Below are 15,873 nucleotides of genomic sequence, written 5' to 3'. Positions count from 1 at the left end.
TCTCGCACCCGCCCATGGCCGCAAAGCAGCGTCGTACCCGGCAATCCGGCACCCCGCCCGGCACCCCGGCACCCCGGCACGTCGGGTTACGCTTCGCTAACCCGACCTACAGAAAAACTCCGTGCGGCCGATACAGGGACGCACGCGGGGACGATACTCGCGGCATCCGGGTTACCATCTCCAGCGCTGGGAGTATTGCGATCGGCAGGGCGGTGTCGTTTCCCGGTTCACGATAATTCGGGCAAGGCGATGCGTCGTCTTATGGACCAAGAGGGTGATCTATGAAGGTATTGGTGACTGGCGGTGCAGGGTATATCGGCAGCCATGTGGTGCGGCACCTGCGTGAAGCGGGGCATGACGTCGTCGTTTACGACAACCTCAGCACCGGGCACCGCTGGGCAGTGGGCGACGCCGAATTGATCGAGGCCGATCTCGCCGATCAGGAGCGCCTGCGCTCCGTGTTCCAGGCGGGCGCCTTCGACGGGGTGCTGCACTTTGCGGCGCACATCGTCGTTCCCGAGTCGGTCGCGGATCCGATCAAGTATTACAGTAACAACACTCGCAACACGTTGAACCTCCTGCAGGTCTGCGCGGAAGCGGGGACTCGGTTCTTCGTGTTCTCGTCCACGGCCGCGGTGTACGGCATTCCGGATACGGCCTCGGTGGCGGAGGATGCGCCGCTGCAACCCATCAATCCCTACGGCGCATCGAAGATGATGTCCGAGCGCATGCTGATGGACCTGGGCGCGGCGTCGGACCTGCGCTACGTGAGCCTGCGCTACTTCAACGTGGCCGGGGCCGATCCGCAGGGGCGGCTGGGGCAGTCGTTTCCGGATGCAACGCATCTGATCAAGGTCGCCTGCCAGGCGGCGACCGGCCAGCGCGACGCCATCACCGTGTTCGGCACCGACTACGACACGGCCGACGGAACCTGCGTGCGCGACTACATCCACGTCGAGGATCTGGCCACCGCGCACGTGCGCGCTCTGGATCATCTGCAGGCCGGCGGGGAGTCGCAGGTGCTGAACTGCGGCTACGGCCGCGGCTACAGCGTCCTGGAGGTCCTCGAGTCCGTCAAACGCATCAGCGGCGTCGATTTCACCGTGCACTACGGCGACCGCCGCCCCGGCGATCCCCCCGCCCTCACCGCCAATGCCGACCGCATCCGCCGCGTCCTCGGCTGGCACCCCGAATACGACAACCTCGACCTCATCGTCCAACACGCCCTAGCCTGGGAACAAAACCCCCGGGGTCGGACCAAGCCAAACGATTGATTTAACGAAAAAACTAGGGCGATTTTGAGCCCTGAAACGGCCTTAATGGGCTATTTTCGGGGCGAAAATGGGGCCTCCAAGGCTTGCGTACCCTGGGGGCAGGCTTCGTGGAGGCTGGATCCGGCACGGCCGTGACCTGGATCAAGCGGGCTGCCGCCGTGCCGCATAGACTGGAAAACCATCGAGGATCAGGGGTGGGCGGGATGGCACAGCGGAAGCAGCGTGAGCAGCGGGAAGAGGCGACGCTTGCCTACGAGCTGCACGGCAATCTCTATCTGAATATCACCTACCACTGCACGCTGCGCTGCGGCTTCTGCCCGAAGTACCAGGGCATCTGGACCGTGCAGGGCTACGATCTGCTGCTGACTTTCGAGCCGACGGCCGAGGAGGTGTTGGCAGCGGTTGGCGACCCGACGCGTTTTCGCGAGATCGTCTTCTGCGGCCTGGGTGAGCCGACGCTGCGGCTGGACACGCTGCTGGCGGTGGCGAGCACTCTGCGTGAGCGCGGTGCGCGGCACATCCGCCTGAATACCGATGGTCTTGCGAATCTCGTGCACAAGCGGGACGTGACCGCTGATCTGGCGCAGGTGCTGCACAGCATCTCGGTTTCGCTCACCGCGCAGGACGAGGCCACTTACAATCGCCATACACGGCCCAAGCGCCCGGGAGCCTACACGGCGATGCTCGACTTCGTGCGCGCCGCCCGAACCCGCGGCATCGACGTCACCGTGACCGCGATCGACGGCCTCGAAGGCGTGGACATCCCCGCCTGCGAGCGTCTCGCCGAGCGCCTCGGTGTACGCTTCCGCGGTCGCGTCCTCGACGCTGTCGGTTAACCTTGGGGGTCCTTGGGGGTGGTCCTTGGGGGTCGGACCAAGCCAACTCCCTGATTTCGTGGGAATGACCCCCCATTTTCCACGCTTCCGAACCCCCTGGAGGCCCCTTTTCAGGCCCGAAAACGGCCCGATAAGCAGCCGCAGGTTCCCGGCGGGACCCCCGGGGTCGGCCCGGCGGGACCCCCGGGGTCGGACCAAGCCACCTAGCTGTTTTTAAAGCAAAAATTCACTCATTTGTGTCCCCCTGGGGGCCTTAGAGGCCCCATTTCCGCCCCAAAATCGGCCCAGTAAGCCGCTGCTGGCTCTTTGAGATACGAGCCAGCTCCATCATGTTCGATCGTGCGGAACCGAGCGTCGGCTCCCATCTCCTGCTGTATACGTTGCACGAACGCCTCGCTGCCCACGGCCAGACTGCGCGTCCATCGATCGTTCCGCACCACGGAGCCGGACGCGAGGCCATCCTCGACCCAGCGTCGATGGCAGTCGCGCAGTTGGTCGATGTCGTTCAGCCCGAGCGCGTCAACCAGGGCCTCCAGATCAATCACCTGGTAGCGGCTGGGAGGAGACTGGATCTCGCGATAACCGCTGAGTTCCCAATCGCCCGGGTGGGCGACGGCACCGGCACGCACCATGTTGAGGTCGATGTACACCAGGCAGCGGGCCAGGTGTTCGCCGGTCTCCACCGCCGTCGCGTGATAGCGGTCTTCCCAGAACGCGCCCTTTCGTGTCTTGCGACGGTTGTATGCCTGCCCGGTGCGGCCGGCGATCAGTTGCATGGACCGGGCGATCTCGCCCTGTCCCCGGTCGCGGACCAGCAGATGCACGTGGTTGCAGGTGGCGATGTAGTTCAGCACGCAGAGACCATGGCGTTTGCGGGCCTCGTAAAGCCGGCGGAGCCAGAAGCGCCGGTCGCGGGCGAAGCGGAGCAGGAACTCGCGTTCGTGGCAGCGGTGGGTGATGTGCCAGACGTGGCTGGACAGGAAATGACGGTTCGCGCGCGGCATGGCTCCCTCCTTGGAGCGGTGTTTTTTTGGCGGAAAATGGGCCGATAAGGCCAAAATCGTTCTAAATTTTCGTCTGTTTCTTGCGTTTTTTCAAGAAGTTGGCTTGGTCCGACCCCGGGGATTTCTGGGGAAGTCTTGAGTTATTGGTGATTTTTCAATGGCTTAGTGTATTTTGGGGTTTGCGCTCGCGTGCTGGTGTACTCGAAGCGGTCAAGGGGTAAATGAGATTGACTGTAAAAAGTGTGGTTGGCATTCTTCATCACGCTTTCGTTGTGCGAAAGCAGTTCAACAATAGCCATTAGGAAGTTCAGCTACCATAGCAAAGGAGATGCAGTCATGTGCACTTTTAACTGTGTTGTTGGGGAGAGTCTGCGCATTGGGGATGTTGCACGTCTTCATATTCGTGGCGCGGAGCAAGATCAGGTTTGGCTTTCGATCAAGTGGGCCAAGAAGGATCGGATCCCCATCGAGATTGTTGCACTGTCTGATGATGATGATGTCGACCGCTAAACGGCGGTACTTCAATTCTGGGCCGAGCGTTATTGTAAAAGGACTGGCCCAGTAGTTGTTTTGTATTGATCCCGGCCTGTCGAAGGAAGCAATGCCAGGACATGATGTCCGGGTGTGCTTCGGCAGGTCCGGGACACCGTGCTACCCGCTCTGATGTGACCGACCCCCCATCACCTACTGATCAACCGCTTCGATCGCCGTTCCGTCTTCCGCGAACCAGTGGATGTTTCCGGCATTCGCGCACAGGGTCATTGTCTCTCCCAGGGACGGCATGGGACCGTCGGTCAGGCGCGCGGCCAGAAGCCCTTCGCTGGTGCCGATGCCGTCGGGTACGGGTTCGACCATCCTGTCTTCGGTGCCCAGGTACACGATGCGTTCATGGCCGAGTGATTCCACCGCCTTTACCTCGCCGCGCAGCGTGATGCTGCCCTCACCCTCCGCCTCGCCGGCCGCGAAGGCCTCGGGCCGCAGCCCCGCATACCGGATTTGCTGGGGAACGCCTTCGGGGAGACGGATCCAGTCGCCGCCCAGCTGCATCCAGCGCGCGCCGTCGCGTTGCTCGAACGCCGGTTCGAACAGATTCATCGCCGGGCTGCCGAGAAAGCCGGCAACGAAGAGGTTTGCAGGATGTTCGTAGAGAGCGGCAGGTGGCCCGATCTGCTGGATCACCCCGTCGCGCATCACCGCGACACGGTCGCCGAGCGTCATCGCCTCGACCTGGTCGTGGGTCACGTACAGGGTCGTGACCCCGATGCGCCGCTGCAGGGCGCCGATCTCGGCCCGGATCTGCACCCGCAGGCGGGCATCGAGGTTGGACAGGGGTTCGTCCATCAGGAAGACGTCCGGCTCGCGCACGATGGCGCGCCCCATTGCGACCCGCTGCCGCTGCCCGCCCGAGAGTTCCGCCGGGCGCTTGTCGAGCACCGCGTCGAGGCCCAGCGCCCGCGCCGCTTCCGCCACCCGTCGGTCGCGCTCGCCCCGGCGCATCCCGCGCATGCGCAGCGGAAACTCCAGGTTGCCGCGTACCGTCTTGTGCGGGTAGAGGGCATAGTTCTGGAAGACCATTGCGATGTTGCGCTCGCGCGGCCCCAGCCTGTTGACTGCACGGCCGCCGATGCGGATCTCGCCGCCGGTCGCCGCCTCCAGGCCCGCGAGCAGTCGCAGCAGCGTCGACTTGCCGCAGCCCGACGGTCCGAGCAGCACCAGAAGCTCGCCGTCGCGCACCTGCAAATCCAGAGCCGGGATGACCGTGTGCCCGCCGAAGGCCTTGTGCACCTGCTCGAATTCGACTTCTGCCATGAACCGCTCCGTTTCGCTCTCGGTCGCGCGACCGGTTCAGCCCTTGACGCCCGTGGACGCAACGCCGCGCACGAACCAGCGCTGGAACACGACGAACAGGATCAGCACCGGCAAGACCATCAGCACGCCGAAGGCCATGATATCGCCCCACTGCAGCGGCGGCAGGGTGTGGAAGTTCGCGATCCCGAGCGGCAAAGGCCGCACGGCCTCGGAGGTGGTCATCAGCAGCGGCCACAGGTACATGCCCCAGTGGAACAGGAACAGCACGATCGCCACGCTGGCGAAGGCCGGTTTCGCATTCGGTACGACGATCACGAAGAAGGTGCGCAGGACCCCCGCGCCGTCCACCCGCGCCGCTTCTTCCAGCTCGCGCGGCAGCCCGAGGAAAAAGCTGTAGAACAGGAAGATCGCCAGCGGGTTGGCGACGAAGGGAATCGCCTGCACCAGCCAGTCGTCGCGCCAGCCGATCCAGGAAAGCTGGTAGAACAGCGGAATGGCGATGGCCTCGAAGGGGATCACCAGCACCGCCAGGACGAGTGCCAGCATTGCCTCGCGGCCCCACCAGCGCAGCCGCGCCAGCGCGTAGCCGGCGAAGGCGTTCACCAACAGCCCCAGGCCGACGATGAGTCCGTTGATGATCAGCGAACTGGCCAGGTACAGGCCGAACGGCACGCGCTCGAACACGGCGCGGTAGTTGTCCAGGCTGATCGTGTCCGGGAAGAAGGCGCGCAGGGTGCCGGCCTCGGCGAGCACCAGGTCATCCGGCTTCAGGCTGCCCACCAGCATGAACAGCACCGGCGCCACGAACAGCAGCGTGAAGGCCAGCAGCAGCGCGTAGGCGAGGGCGGCGCGCGTTCGTGGCCACCGGTTCACGAGACCTCTCCCCGCTGGCGCAGCAGCCGGCGCTGGACCAGTGCGATGCCCAGGATCACCAGGAAGAAGACCACGCTCATCGCCGCGCCCATGGCGACGTGCCCCTGGTCGAAGGCGGTGCGCACCATCTCGTGGATCACGGTGTTCGAGGCGTCCTGCGGCCCACCGCGGGTCATGATCCGCACCTGGTCGAATACGCGGAACGAGAGGATGGTGGTCACGATCACTACGAAGATCAACGGGTTGCGCAGGCCCGGCAGGGTCACGTGCAGGAACTGCCGCCAGCGGCTGGCGCCGTCCACCGCCGCGGCCTCGTAGAGCTGGCGCGGAATCGCCTGCAGGCCTGCCAGCAGCACGACCATCTGGAAGCCGACGCCCTGCCAGATGGAGGTCAGCATCACCGCCGGCAGCGCCCAGAACGGATCGTTCAGGAAGTCCCTGGGTTCCCAGCCGCCGAAGGTCAGCAGCCCCAGTGCGGCGTTCAGGAGCCCGTCGGGTCCGGGTGCGAAGATCAGCACCCACACCACCGCGACCAGCGACAGCGGAAACACCACCGGCAGGAAGAACAGCGTCCGGAACACCGCGCGCCCAGCCAGCTGCCGGTTCAGCAGCAGGGCCAGGGCCAGCCCCAGCGCCGTCTGCACGGGCACCACGACCAGGGCGAACAGCAGGTTGTTCAGCAGCGCGCGTGTGAGCCCGGTGTCGGTGAAGGCCAGCGTGTAGTTCGCCAGCCCTACGAACTCCAGCGGCAGCGGCGAGCCCATGCGCAGGTTGGTGAACGACAGGACCACCGCCAGCCCGAAGGGTAGCAGCATGAACAGCAGCAGCCCGGCGAGTGCCGGCGTCATCAGCAGCCAGGCGGCAGAGGCCTCGGGGGAACGGTTAGGCCGGTTCACGGGCGCACCGCTGCGAATCCGCTCGTGCACAACGCCCTCATCCCGCATGGCCGTCGCTTGTGGGAGGCGAGCCCTCTCGGCGATCGAACGTCGAAAACCCTTTGCCCAGAGGCTGGCCTCCCACAGGGGCGTCCCTTGAAACGACGCCAACCTGACCACCGGCGCAGCTTCGGTGCTGATCGCGTTTCGCTTTGTGCGTGTCCCCGAGTTCGCACGCGATCTCGGGGTAGTGGTGGTTCTCGCGCAATTCCCGATCGATGCGGCGTGCGGCCTGGCTCAGTGCCTCGGCGGGATCGGTGCCGTGTCGGATGTCCTGGAACGCACGGTCGAAGGCGGCGCTGATCACCGGATACGCCGGCGTCCGGGGGCGCGGGCGCGCGTAGCTCTCCTCGAGTTGGTGCGCGAACAGGTGCAGCGGGCCTTCGGGGCCGTAGGCTTCGGATCGACGCACCGCGGTGCGGGTCGCGGGCACGCCGCCGTTGGCTTCGCTCATCGCCAGCACCTCTTCGGGGCGCAGCAGAAAGGCGAGAAAGTCCATCGCCAGTTCCGGATCCCGGGCCCTGCGGGTGATGCCCCACTGCCAGGACCCCTGGCCGGTGACCATCGTCTCGCCCATGCGCGGCAGCGGCAGCAACAGCAGGTCTTCGCCGAGCGCTGCGCGGTAGCCGGGGTAGTTCCAGTGCCCGCCCCAGGCCAGCGGTACCCGGCCGCGGGCGAAGGCCGCGTCGTCGAGGTTCGGATCGACCCGGCCCTGCCGGATCCAGGACTGCACCGCCGTCATTGCCGCCACGGATTCCGGACCATCCAGGGTGCCGCTGGCCACGCCCTCGGGCTCCCAGTCCACCAGGTCGCCGCCGGCCGACTGCAGCAGCGGCGAGAAGGCGTAGCTGAACCACTCGCCGGTGTAGTTGAGCTTCAGGTCCAGGACCTGCCCGTCGGGATCGTCCTGCGCCAGCCGCTCGAGCAGATCGCTGAATTCCGCAGCGTCCCAGGCGTCATCGGGACCCCGCGGGATGCGGGCATTCGCTGCCTCCAGGCGGGCGCGGTTCGCCCACAGGCCCAGGCCGGAGTCGAAGGTGCCCAGCCCGTACAGGTGATCGCGATAGCGGCCCTGCGCGAGGATCGAGGGCAGCAGGTCCTCGTGTATCGCCTCGGGAAGCAGGTCGTCCAGCGGGCGCAGGTGCCCCTGCCAGGCGTAGCTGTAGAGATAGGGGCCGTCGAATTCGAGCAGGTCGGGCAGACGCCCGGCGAGCGCTGCGGCCTGCACCTGCCCGTTGTAGGAGCCCTCGGGGATCCAGGTCAGGTCGATGCGGACTTCGGATCGTTCGGCCCGGAAGCGGTCGATCTGCGCCTCCAGCGTTCGCCGTTCCTCCTCGCGGCCGGCGTGGGCCCAGATCTCCAGCCGGAGCTCGTCGGCAACCGGGGCGGCGTTGCCCCGCTCGACCTCGGGGCCGCAGCCCGCAAGCGTCAAGGTGGTGGCGACCGAGAAAGCCAGCAGCACACGCCAGCCGGGGCGCTTGCCGGTAGGGATGCAGGTAGCGATGCTCGAACTGCGTCGAATTCGTATCTCGGGACCCCGTTTCGTGCGTTACCAGGGTTCGTTTCTAATGGATCCCGGCTCGATGCGCAATCCGTTCTCGTCCGTTCTCATTGTCCAGCGCTTCCCCGGGCAGGCAGCGATCGGAGTCTGGACTGATCGAGGCTGGAAGCCGCTCCTGCGCCTGGGTGCTGGGTAGGGGCGAACCTAGTCCCTCCATCCCGACAAGCCCTTCTAGGCCTGCCAAGGGAAACATACAAGCGACCTCTGGTCGCGATCAGCTTGTGGGCGGATCGCGGCTGGAAGCCGCCCCTGCGGTTGGGTGCTGGGGCAGGAGCGATCTCAGGCGGGGCTTGTGTCGCTCGACCGGGACGCGTAAGTAGACGGGCTGGAACAAGAACCGAGGTGACCCTCAGATGACGGCGCTTTTCACCGTCCTTGGCATTTCCGCTGCCGTGGTGCTGCTGCTCGTGATCTTCGTCCGGCAGACCCGGGTGCGTTTCGTGGTGGAACTTCGGGATGGCGTGGCCAGAACGCGGCGCGGCGACCCTCCATCCGGCTTCGTCCGGGCCTGCAGTGAGGTGGCTCGGCTTCATCGTGTGCAGCGGGGGCAGATCACAGGGATTCGCACCGGGAGCGGTATCGAACTCAAGTTCTCGTCCGACATTCCCCAGCGCGCCCATCAGCCCTTCCGCAATGTATGGATTCCGCCCACATCCGGCGGCCCCGGCGGTAATCGCGCCGCCGGGTGACGTCTGCCCACCTTCCGGGGTCGGACCAAGGTAAGGTTTTGATTGTAGGGAAAATCAACCGAAATTTTCGCCTTAAAACGGCGTTATTGGCACCTTTTCTTGCCGAAAATTGGGCGCCTAAGCGTCCGGTGCTCGGTGGAAGCAGGCGAAGAGGAATAGAGGGCTGGTCTGATAGCGTTCCAGCCCTTAATGAGCCATTTTTGGGGCGAAAATCGGGCCTCTAAGGCCCAAATCACCCTGTTTTTTCACACCAATTTCCATTTTTTTCAATGGGTTGCCTTGGTCCGACCCCCGGTTACGGGTTTGGCCGGGGGTCGGGTGGGGCTTATTGTGCGGCGGCCCTGGCGGCTTCGAGCCAGCCGTCCACGGTGTCGCGATTCGCTGCGATCCATTCCTGGACCAGTGGGCGCACCATCGGATCGGACAGATCCTGCTCACCCATGGCTGCGTCGACTTCGCTGATCCACTCGATGGGCAGTGACACCTGGCGGAAGAGTTCGGCCGCTGCCGGGTTGTCCGCCAGGAAGTCGTTGTTGGCGACGACCTGGATGTCCGCGGCCACGAAGCCCATTTCGATCGGGTCGGTCACGGCACCGGGAACGCCTTCGGCACGCTCGGCCTCGTCTTCGACGATGCCCGGGGCGTTGATCCACATGACGTCCTCACCGGGAGTCAGCGCAAGCAACCAGGCGCTCGGGCCCCAGGTGTAGTACAGGGCGGAATCGCCGGCCTGGATACGCGAGAGGGCCTCGGCGAAATTGGCGGCATACCCTGCGTCGACATGGTTCATGTACTCATCCAGTTCGAATTTTTCGAACATGGCATTGATCCCTTCATGGCAGCCCCAGCCGGGCGGGCAACCGAACAGGTCTGCCTTGCCATCACCCGTCGCGTCGAAGGCGGCGCGTACTTCGTCTTGCTGGAAGTCCGTGATGTTGGTGATCCCGTAGCGTTCCACCGACGCGGCGTCGACCAGGTAACCCTGGATGCCGCAAGCCGGGCAGAGCGGATCAAAGATGGTGCCGGCGTCATGGAAATTGTCCGGCAGCTGCGGTTCGTGCAGCGGGAACCAGCCGTTGGGCCAGTAGTGGGCGTCACCCTCGGAAATGGCCAGATAGGCCACCGGGTTGGATAGCGAAATGGGGTTCTGCACGTTGTACCCGAGCTCTTCGAGCAGCTCCACGAAGACCCAGCTGACCGGTACGGCAGAGGTCCAGCTTGCGACGGCGGGTTGCACGGTGACTCCGGCGCCCGGTTGCTCCTCGGCATGGAGGGAGCCCGAGGCCGCGGCCAGCCCGAGCGCGATGGCGGACGTCAGGGCGAGTGTCTTCAGCTTCTTGCCGGGATGGTTTGCGATTCCTGTCATGTTTCTATCCTCTCGTGTGGTTTGATCATGCGATTTCCGCTGTACGGTCGCGGGAGGTGTTCTACGCACCAACCGTTCGGTGCGATCTCTCCTGGTGTATTCAGCGGTGTCGATCACCTCCTCGTTTGCACGTTGGTTTCTGAAAAGATGGCCACGCGTAGTGGGCCATACGAAAAGTCTCATACTCGATCGCTTCGCCTGAACCGTAGGCGCTGCGTGGGGCCAGGTGCCGGGAGGCCCACGATCCTGCAAGTGTCCGCCTTACGCTTGCGCGCCGGATCCTGCTCCGTGGGCACCGGACGTCCCGACTCGTCCATCAGTCCGCCTTGTGCCGCACGCCCGGGGCCTTTTCACCCAGGCCCTGGGTCAGGCGGTCGAGGACCATGGCCAGCAGAACGATGCCGATGCCGCCCACGAACGCCTGACCGATGTTCAGGCGCTCCAGGCCCGCATAAACCTCCAGCCCCAGTCCGCCGGCGCCGATGATGGCTGCGATCACGACCATCGACAGCGACAGCATGATGGTCTGGTTGAGCCCCGCCATGATGGTAGGCAGTGCCAGCGGGAACTGCACCTTCCACAGGATCTGGCGTCGGCTCGAACCGAAGGCCACGGCCGCCTCGATGAACTCGCTGTTCACCTGCCGAATCCCGAGGTTGGTCAGGCGGATCACCGGTGGCATGGCGAAGACGATCGTCGCAATCAGGCCGGGCACGTTCCCGATGCTGAACAGCATGACGGCCGGCACCAGGTAAACGAACGGCGGTGTGGTCTGCATGATGTCCAGGATCGGCCTGAGAATGGCGTAGAACCGGTCGCTGCGGGAACTGAGGATGCCCAGGGGAAGACCGAACAGAATGCAGAAAAAGACGGCGGTCACGACCAGCGAAAGCGTGATGATCATTTGATCCCACACGCCCATGAAACCGATCAGTGCGAAGGAGACAATGGAAAAGATCGCGATACGCCAGGAGGCGGCCCACCAACCGAGCAGAAAGATGCCAATCAGGAAGATGCCGGGCGGAATCGAACTCAGCGCCCACTGGACGCTGTTCATCACGCCGCGGACCGGCGGGCTGATATAGGTGCGTGAAAAGTCTCGGAAGTTGGCGACGATCCAGTTGACGATGTCGGTAATGATCTGGCGTACGGGAATGTCCAGAAAACCGAAAGGATCGTTCATCAGGGTTCGGAGGAACTCCAGTGATTCGCCCATGCTTTCGCTACCTTGTTCTTGATCGTGGATGCCGTGTTTTCAACAGGCGATGTGCCAAACCCGCGCTCCGGACCGGCGCGCTGCCGCAAGGGACAGCCCGTTGCTTGGGCCGCTATGCGGTGTGGCCCCGCTTTTCCAGGATGCCGTTGATCAGTTCGGGGTCGTCGATCAGTCCCTGCGCGCGGCCGTCGGCGGTGGTGACGATCACCGGCAGGGTCGAATGCAGCCGGCCGCGCAGGACCCGGCGTATAACCGTCCCTTCGGAACAGGTGATGGCCACCTCGTCCCGCAGCCTCGAGACCTCGGCGCCCTCGGCGGCGTCCAGAACCTGTTCCAGTTGCTGCATGGGAACTTCCCGATCGTCGACCGTGACGCCGCGCAGGCGTCCATCGCGGTCGCGACCGTAACGGATCTGCGGATGATCCCGGTGGTGCGAATAGCGGATGCCATCCCGTTCACCCGATGACTCGAAGGCGTCGCTTTCGAAGGGGAGGGCGATGGTTCCAGCCGTGATCACCCCGGTCGGGTCGGCGTGTTCCACGAACTTGGCCACGTACTCGGTGCGCGGGTTGACGAGGATCTGTTCCGGGCTTCCGATCTGCACGATCTTGCCCTCTTCCATGATCGCGATGTGGTCGCCGATGCGCATGGCCTCGTCCAGATCGTGCGTGATGAACAGGACGGTGCGCTGCAGTTCCCGCTGAATCTTCTTCAGTTCCTGCTGCATGTCGACCTTGATCAACGGATCCAGCGCCGAGAAGGGCTCGTCCATCAGCAACACTTCGGCTTCCGTCGCCAGCGCCCGTGCGAGCCCGACCCGTTGCTGCATGCCGCCCGAGAGCTCCGAAGGATAGGCGTGTCCCCATTGGCCGAGCCCGACCATGTCGAGCACCTTTTGGCCTCGAAGCGCGCGCTCGTCGTTGGATCTCCCCTGAATCTCCAGCCCGTAGCTGGCGTTGGACAGTACCGTGCGGTGGGGGAACAAGGCGAAATGCTGGAACACCATGCTCATGTGCCGCTTGCGCAGGATCCGCAGCTGCTCCGCGTTCAGCGTAGTGATGTCCTGCTCGCCGTGCTCGGGATCCTTGAAGAAGATGCTCCCGGCCGTGGGGTCGATGATGCGATTGACGCATCGTATCAACGTCGACTTGCCGCACCCGGACAATCCCATGATCGCGAAGACTTCGCCGGGTTCGATGTCGAAGCTCGCATTGTTGACACCGACCGTCTGGCCGGTTTCCTCTCGGATCTCGTCCTTGCTCTTGCCCTGCTTCAGCAGCGGCAGCGCAGACTCCGGGTCTGAGCCGAAGATCTTGCTGACATTCTCTGCTCGAATCACTTCGACAAAGTCCTCGGTTGTTCCTCGAAAGCCCGCCATCCGCCCCTGTCTGGCCCGGCCTTTTTTTACCCTATCACACGGGAACGATCTTGCCCGGTGGGATAGCCTGGTTACCGCGCCGACCGCGCGGGTTTGAGACGGTTCGGGGGTAAAACCGACCCCGCGTCTGCGCGACCCGCACTCCCGACTGCCGCTAACCCAGGGGATCGTCGGGGTCGGACCAAGGCAACGTCTTGATAGAAAACAAAATAGACCGAAATTCTTGCCCTAAAACGGCGTTATTGGCCCCTTTTCCGGGTGAAAATTGGGCGTCTAAGCGTTCAGTGCTTGGCGGCAGAGGGCGCAGCGGGTTCGTGGGCTGGTCTGATGGTGTTTCAGCCCTTAATGAGCCATTTTTGGGGCGAAAATTGGGCTTCTAAGGCTGAAATCACCCTGGTTTTTCGTGTATTGTTGTTTTGTTTCAATGGGTTGCCTTGGTCCGACCCCGGGGGCTTGGACCCCGGGGGGGGCTGCTGAAGGGTTGCCTTGGTCGCGTGATGACCCGCGACGCAAGCCTATCGACGATGCCCCGGCCTTACCGAGTGTGGGCATGGATGTGCGCATGCTCAATATGCAATATCATGCGCATGACATCGATGGAATGGAGCCTTGAGATGGTCGACCCCGGAAGCGCTGCATCTCGCACCCGTCGCGCCACGAACGTTTCGATCAGCCCGCATCTGCTGGCTGAGGCCAGGCAACTCGGCATCAATATTTCGCGAGCTGCGGAGCAGGGGCTTGCGCGCGCGATCGCGGAGCAGCGGGCCGTGGTGTGGCTGGAAGAAAACCGGGCGGCCCTCGAGAGTTCGAACGCGTTCGTCGAGGCTCGCGGTTTGCCTCTCGCGCAGTATCGCCGTTTTTGATGGCGCGCCTGGACGTGTACGCGAACCCGGACGGCGCGGGTTTACTCGTGGACGTGCAGGCCGACTTGCTCAGCCACTTGAATACGCGGCTGGTCGTTCCGTTGTTGCCGCAGTCCATTGCACCGATGCCTGCAAAAACCCTCAACCCCTGTTTCAATGTTGCCGGTGAGACGGTGGTGATGATCACCCAGTTCATGGCAGCCGTGCCAACCGCGATCCTTCGGGATCCGGTCACCAGCCTGCGGCCGCATCGCGACGAGATCACCGCGGCGCTGGATTTCCTGATACAAGGTTTCTGATTGAAAGGGGCAGAGGGGCTCCACATCGGACGGCCCGCAGCCGCGGCAAGAGACGGGTCGACGGGGTCGGACCAAGGCAACATCTTGATCGCAAAGAAGATAGACCGAAATTCTTGCCCTAAAAACGCGTTATCGGCCCCTTTTTCTGCTGAAAATTGGGCGTCTAAGCGTTCGGTGTTCAGCGGCAGATAGCAAGCGGGTTCGCGGACTGGTCTGATAGTGTTTCAGCCCTTAATGAGCCATTTTTGGGGCGGAAATCGGGCTTTTAAGGCTGAAATCACCCTGGTGTTTTCGTCTATTGTTCATTTGTTTCAATGGGTTGTCTTGGTCCGACCCCGGAGAAAAGGTGGACGGAGGAACCGATGAGACCCCTGTTCCAGACGCGGCTGGTCAACGGCACGAGCGGGGACCCGGCGCTTTACATCGATTTCGAGTTCCGCCGCCGGGCGCTGCTGTTCGACCTCGGCGACATCACGACGCTGGCGCCCCGCCACGTGCTGCGGTTGACCGACATCTTCGTTTCCCACGCGCACATGGATCACTTCATCGGTTTCGACCGCGTTTTGCGCCTGATGCTGGGAAGAGCCAAGCGCTTACGCTTGTACGGCCCACCGGGGTTCCTGGACCGCGTGACCCACCGGGTGCTCGGCTACACCTGGAATCTGGTGGCGAATTACCCGGTCGAGCTGGTCATCGAGGCTGCGGAGCTGGAATCCAACGGCACGGTGCGGAGGGCGGCATTTCGCTCACGCAACCGCTTCGAGCGCACGGAGCTCGAGCCGGCGGCGGCCCGCGAGGGCGTATTGCTGGACGAGGAGGATTTTCGGGTGCGTGCCGTGCACCTCGATCACTCCATCCCCTGCCTCGGCTTCGCGCTGGAGGAGAAGGCACACCTCAACGTCTGGAAGAGCCGGCTGGACGAACTCGGTCTGCCCACCGGTCCCTGGCTCAACGAACTCAAGCGCCTGGCACGGCGCGATGCGCCCGACGACACGCCGATGAACATTGTTTGGAGCGATCGCGATGGCGAACACCGCGAGGTGCGTCCGCTCGGGATGCTGCGTCGCGAGATCCTGCGGGAGGTGCCGGGGCGGACGATCGCCTACGTGGTGGATGTTGCCTTTCACGAGCGCAACCAGCGGGCGATCACCCGCCTGGCGCACGGCGCGGACCTGTTTTACGTCGAGGCGCCGTTCCTGAATGAGGCTTCCGCTCGTGCTGCCGCCACGGCCCATCTGACCGCGGGCCAGGCGGGCCGTCTGGCCCGAGCGGCGGCCGTGAAGCGCGTGATCCCGTTCCACTTCTCGCCGCGGCACACAGGCGAAGAGGACCGGCTGGAGGCCCAGGTGCAGGACGCATTCGCAGATCCCGTCGGTACAACAGTGGCTTCGCCTCCGGTAAGCTATCGAGGGACTTGATCCGTCCGCATCATCGCCACCCACAGCTTCTGGAGATTCCCATGACGAACCTGATCGGCGTTGTTTTGTTGGTGGTCGGCGTCGTTGCCCTGTTTCTCGGTTACCAGGAAAGCCGCAGCGCCAAGGAGCGCACCGCGAGCCTTTTCCTTGGCCGCTACACCCAAAAAACGCTGGCGCTGCTCATCGGCGGGGGTGTTGCCGTGCTGTTCGGCCTGATCCTGCTGCTGTAGCACGGCGGCTCTGGCGCAGCCTCCGTCGGGATCGGGCCAGGCTAACGTTTCGCTCCACCGGGCTCCGCCGGGGTCGGACCAAGGTAACGTGTTGATTGGGATAGAAATACACCGATATTTCT

Annotated in this window: 15 protein-coding genes; 7 read left to right on the top strand and 8 right to left on the bottom strand. The window is 63.9% G+C overall.

Annotated features, from left to right (window positions below; genetic code table 11):
* Nucleotides 1–281 precede the first annotated feature (281 nt).
* The gene (galE, locus tag EA346_RS07390) at nt 282–1,274 is read left to right on the top strand and encodes a UDP-glucose 4-epimerase GalE (protein ID WP_296757152.1); all 993 of its coding nucleotides are present in this window, start codon (nt 282–284) and stop codon (nt 1,272–1,274) included.
* 203 nt (nt 1,275–1,477) lie between these two features.
* On the top strand, nt 1,478–2,110 hold the full coding sequence (locus tag EA346_RS07385) for a TatD family nuclease-associated radical SAM protein (protein WP_296757150.1): 633 nt from the start codon (nt 1,478–1,480) through the stop codon (nt 2,108–2,110).
* A gap of 230 nt (nt 2,111–2,340) precedes the next feature.
* Here the strand turns inward: EA346_RS07385 and EA346_RS07380 are convergent, their stop codons facing one another.
* From EA346_RS07380 to EA346_RS07360, 5 genes are all read right to left on the bottom strand, one after another.
* Nucleotides 2,341–3,114 carry a transposase gene (locus EA346_RS07380; RefSeq protein ID WP_296757148.1) on the bottom strand — a complete coding sequence of 258 codons (774 nt, stop codon included), beginning with the start codon at nt 3,112–3,114 and terminating at the stop codon, nt 2,341–2,343.
* Nucleotides 3,115–3,798: 684 nt separating this feature from the next.
* Nucleotides 3,799–4,923, bottom strand: coding sequence for a sn-glycerol-3-phosphate ABC transporter ATP-binding protein UgpC (gene ugpC, locus EA346_RS07375; RefSeq protein WP_296757145.1), 1,125 nt, complete (start codon nt 4,921–4,923; stop codon nt 3,799–3,801).
* 36 nt (nt 4,924–4,959) lie between these two features.
* Nucleotides 4,960–5,796, bottom strand: coding sequence for a carbohydrate ABC transporter permease (locus EA346_RS07370; protein ID WP_296757143.1), 837 nt, complete (start codon nt 5,794–5,796; stop codon nt 4,960–4,962).
* Nucleotides 5,793–6,692: a sugar ABC transporter permease gene (locus EA346_RS07365; RefSeq protein WP_296757141.1), complete on the bottom strand. Its 900-nt coding sequence runs from the start codon at nt 6,690–6,692 to the stop codon at nt 5,793–5,795. The genes EA346_RS07370 and EA346_RS07365 overlap by 4 nt, the downstream gene beginning before the upstream one ends.
* Nucleotides 6,693–6,729: 37 nt before the next feature.
* A complete protein-coding gene (locus tag EA346_RS07360; RefSeq protein ID WP_296757140.1) occupies nt 6,730–8,193 on the bottom strand; it encodes an extracellular solute-binding protein in 1,464 nt (487 codons plus the stop codon).
* 452 nt (nt 8,194–8,645) lie between these two features.
* Between EA346_RS07360 and EA346_RS07355 the strand changes: the two genes are divergently transcribed.
* The gene (locus tag EA346_RS07355) at nt 8,646–8,981 is read left to right on the top strand and encodes a DUF3634 family protein (protein WP_296757138.1); all 336 of its coding nucleotides are present in this window, start codon (nt 8,646–8,648) and stop codon (nt 8,979–8,981) included.
* A gap of 325 nt (nt 8,982–9,306) precedes the next feature.
* On the opposite strand, the gene proX is transcribed toward EA346_RS07355, so the two are convergent.
* From proX to EA346_RS07340, 3 genes are all read right to left on the bottom strand, one after another.
* Nucleotides 9,307–10,347, bottom strand: coding sequence for a glycine betaine/L-proline ABC transporter substrate-binding protein ProX (gene proX / locus EA346_RS07350; RefSeq protein WP_296757136.1), 1,041 nt, complete (start codon nt 10,345–10,347; stop codon nt 9,307–9,309).
* Between the two features lie 316 nt (nt 10,348–10,663).
* Nucleotides 10,664–11,563: a proline/glycine betaine ABC transporter permease gene (locus EA346_RS07345; protein WP_296757135.1), complete on the bottom strand. Its 900-nt coding sequence runs from the start codon at nt 11,561–11,563 to the stop codon at nt 10,664–10,666.
* 112 nt (nt 11,564–11,675) lie between these two features.
* Entirely contained in the window at nt 11,676–12,902 is a 1,227-nt protein-coding gene (locus tag EA346_RS07340) for a betaine/proline/choline family ABC transporter ATP-binding protein (protein ID WP_296757134.1), read from the bottom strand.
* A gap of 653 nt (nt 12,903–13,555) precedes the next feature.
* Between EA346_RS07340 and EA346_RS07335 the strand changes: the two genes are divergently transcribed.
* The 4 genes from EA346_RS07335 to EA346_RS07320 all read left to right on the top strand — a co-directional run bounded on the left by EA346_RS07335 (nt 13,556) and on the right by EA346_RS07320 (nt 15,751).
* Complete coding sequence (locus EA346_RS07335) at nt 13,556–13,804, top strand: type II toxin-antitoxin system CcdA family antitoxin (protein WP_296757133.1); 249 nt, start codon at nt 13,556–13,558, stop codon at nt 13,802–13,804.
* On the top strand, nt 13,804–14,103 hold the full coding sequence (locus tag EA346_RS07330; protein ID WP_296757131.1) for a CcdB family protein: 300 nt from the start codon (nt 13,804–13,806) through the stop codon (nt 14,101–14,103). Before EA346_RS07335 ends, EA346_RS07330 begins: the two co-directional genes overlap by 1 nt.
* Before the next feature lie 362 nt (nt 14,104–14,465).
* The gene (locus EA346_RS07325; RefSeq protein ID WP_296757129.1) at nt 14,466–15,521 is read left to right on the top strand and encodes an MBL fold metallo-hydrolase; all 1,056 of its coding nucleotides are present in this window, start codon (nt 14,466–14,468) and stop codon (nt 15,519–15,521) included.
* Nucleotides 15,522–15,562: 41 nt separating this feature from the next.
* Nucleotides 15,563–15,751, top strand: coding sequence for a DUF3185 family protein (locus EA346_RS07320; protein WP_296757127.1), 189 nt, complete (start codon nt 15,563–15,565; stop codon nt 15,749–15,751).
* Nucleotides 15,752–15,873 lie beyond the last annotated feature (122 nt).

Origin of the sequence: Thioalkalivibrio sp. (assembly GCF_007692535.1) — a bacterium.
In the GTDB taxonomy this organism is placed as follows: Bacteria; Pseudomonadota; Gammaproteobacteria; order Ectothiorhodospirales; family Ectothiorhodospiraceae; genus Thioalkalivibrio.
This window is presented reverse-complemented; position numbering and strand designations above follow the sequence as displayed.

Coding starts and splice junctions, on each gene's coding strand:
- EA346_RS07345 (WP_296757135.1), bottom strand. CDS start 11,563: ATGGGCGAATCACTGGAGTTCCTCCGAACCCTGATGAACGATCCTTTC.
- EA346_RS07330 (WP_296757131.1), top strand. CDS start 13,804: ATGGCGCGCCTGGACGTGTACGCGAACCCGGACGGCGCGGGTTTACTC.
- EA346_RS07325 (WP_296757129.1), top strand. CDS start 14,466: ATGAGACCCCTGTTCCAGACGCGGCTGGTCAACGGCACGAGCGGGGAC.
- EA346_RS07355 (WP_296757138.1), top strand. CDS start 8,646: ATGACGGCGCTTTTCACCGTCCTTGGCATTTCCGCTGCCGTGGTGCTG.
- EA346_RS07385 (WP_296757150.1), top strand. CDS start 1,478: ATGGCACAGCGGAAGCAGCGTGAGCAGCGGGAAGAGGCGACGCTTGCC.
- proX (WP_296757136.1), bottom strand. CDS start 10,347: ATGACAGGAATCGCAAACCATCCCGGCAAGAAGCTGAAGACACTCGCC.
- EA346_RS07335 (WP_296757133.1), top strand. CDS start 13,556: ATGGTCGACCCCGGAAGCGCTGCATCTCGCACCCGTCGCGCCACGAAC.
- EA346_RS07320 (WP_296757127.1), top strand. CDS start 15,563: ATGACGAACCTGATCGGCGTTGTTTTGTTGGTGGTCGGCGTCGTTGCC.
- ugpC (WP_296757145.1), bottom strand. CDS start 4,923: ATGGCAGAAGTCGAATTCGAGCAGGTGCACAAGGCCTTCGGCGGGCAC.
- EA346_RS07380 (WP_296757148.1), bottom strand. CDS start 3,114: ATGCCGCGCGCGAACCGTCATTTCCTGTCCAGCCACGTCTGGCACATC.
- galE (WP_296757152.1), top strand. CDS start 282: ATGAAGGTATTGGTGACTGGCGGTGCAGGGTATATCGGCAGCCATGTG.